Below are 1,377 nucleotides of genomic sequence, written 5' to 3' on the forward strand. Positions count from 1 at the left end.
GGACGACCCAGAAGCGCTTGCGATATTCCGCAATCATGCCGGTATGGTCATGGCCGCCATGCGCGCTGGGCGTGGTTTGCGGCCCTGAAATGGTCGCCGCTGGATCGGATTGATGGGTGTGGGTGGAATGGTCCATGGCGGCGATCTTTTCCTACTGGTCAGGTCTTGTGAGATGAAGGATCGGGGGAGGCGGTGAGAGGACGGGTCCGTGGCGGCAGACCGGGGTCGCGATAGCGTCGCGGATTGGACTTGAAGACCTGATGGCACCGGCTGGAACAGAAAAAATAGGTCCAGCCTGCGCACGCCTCTGACGCAGCCGCTTCTTCCAGCGCAATCATGTTGCGGCAGACGGGATCTTCGACAGTCATCGACGCGCTCCAATATTCAATGCAGCACCATGGCGTCGACCTGGATTGCGGCATCGGCAGGGACGATTTCACCGGTCACGCAGGTCGACAAAGCGTTCGCGTGATGCGGAGACGTTTTTCCGGTCAGATCGCGATCAGTCATGCGAGAACAACTCCTTGACTTCTAATACGCAACGAAGCCGGTCGCCCCTCATGAGCGCGCGCAGAGGCGCCAGTTCCAGCCTGCAGGCGCGATGAGACGGCGCTTGCCATGATCAGGAGGCTAGCCGTTCAAGCGCGAGGGCGACGCCCTGTCCGCCACCGATGCAAAGCGTCACGATCCCGCGCTTGAGGCCTTCGCGCTGCATCGCGTGGATCAAACGCACCGTTAAAATAGCGCCCGTCGCGCCGATCGGATGGCCATGGGCGATGGCGCCGCCTTCGACATTGACAATCTCCTGCGGGAATCCGAGCGCATCGACGAGCGCGATCGCGATGGCAGCGAAGGCTTCATTCACCTCCACCCGCTCGACCGATGCCAGTGGCCAGGCTGCGCGCTCAAGGGCCTGCCTGACGGCCGGAACCGGCCCGAGGCCAAACAAACCCGGTTCGACCGCGCCGACGCCCATGCCGGCGATACGGACCGCCGGCATCAGGCCATGCGATTCGGCCCAGGTCCGATCGGCAATGATCATCGCGGCCGCACCCGAGTTCAGACCCGGGGCGTTGCCGGCCGTGATCGAACCGTCCTGTCGAAAGGCCGGTTTGAGGCGCGCAAGGCTTTCAAGCGTTGTGTCGGGACGATTGTGTTCATCGGTATCAAACACGCTGGACCCCTTGCGTGTCTTGAGTTCAACCGGCGCAATTTCCGCTTTGAACCGGCCCTCCGCCTGGGCTTTGGAAAACCGGGACTGCGAGCGCAGCGCCCAGGCGTCCTGAGCCGCGCGGCTAACCTTGTTCTGACGGACCAGATCTTCGGTGTGCCATCCGGAGTGCTCACCGGAAAACGCATCGTTCAGTCCGTCATTGA

General features: G+C 62.5%; 3 protein-coding genes. All 3 read right to left on the bottom strand.

The features are described from left to right. Positions 1-158: 158 nt before the first annotated feature. Entirely contained in the window at positions 159-368 is a 210-nt protein-coding gene (locus HOC_RS20465; RefSeq protein WP_035542493.1) for a YHS domain-containing protein, read from the bottom strand. A 16-nt stretch (positions 369-384) separates the two neighbouring features. Continuing rightward, positions 385-510 (bottom strand): hypothetical protein, encoded by a 126-nt coding sequence (locus HOC_RS22870; protein WP_277813066.1) that lies wholly within the window; start codon positions 508-510, stop codon positions 385-387. 112 nt (positions 511-622) lie between these two features. Continuing rightward, the coding region (locus HOC_RS20470) for a thiolase family protein (protein WP_035542496.1) at positions 623-1,377 on the bottom strand (755 nt) is incomplete at its 5' end.

Origin of the sequence: Hyphomonas oceanitis SCH89 (genome assembly GCF_000685295.1) — a bacterium.
GTDB lineage: Bacteria > Pseudomonadota > Alphaproteobacteria > Caulobacterales > Hyphomonadaceae > Hyphomonas > Hyphomonas oceanitis.

Coding starts and splice junctions, on each gene's coding strand:
- HOC_RS22870 (WP_277813066.1), bottom strand. CDS start 510: ATGACTGATCGCGATCTGACCGGAAAAACGTCTCCGCATCACGCGAAC.
- HOC_RS20465 (WP_035542493.1), bottom strand. CDS start 368: ATGACTGTCGAAGATCCCGTCTGCCGCAACATGATTGCGCTGGAAGAA.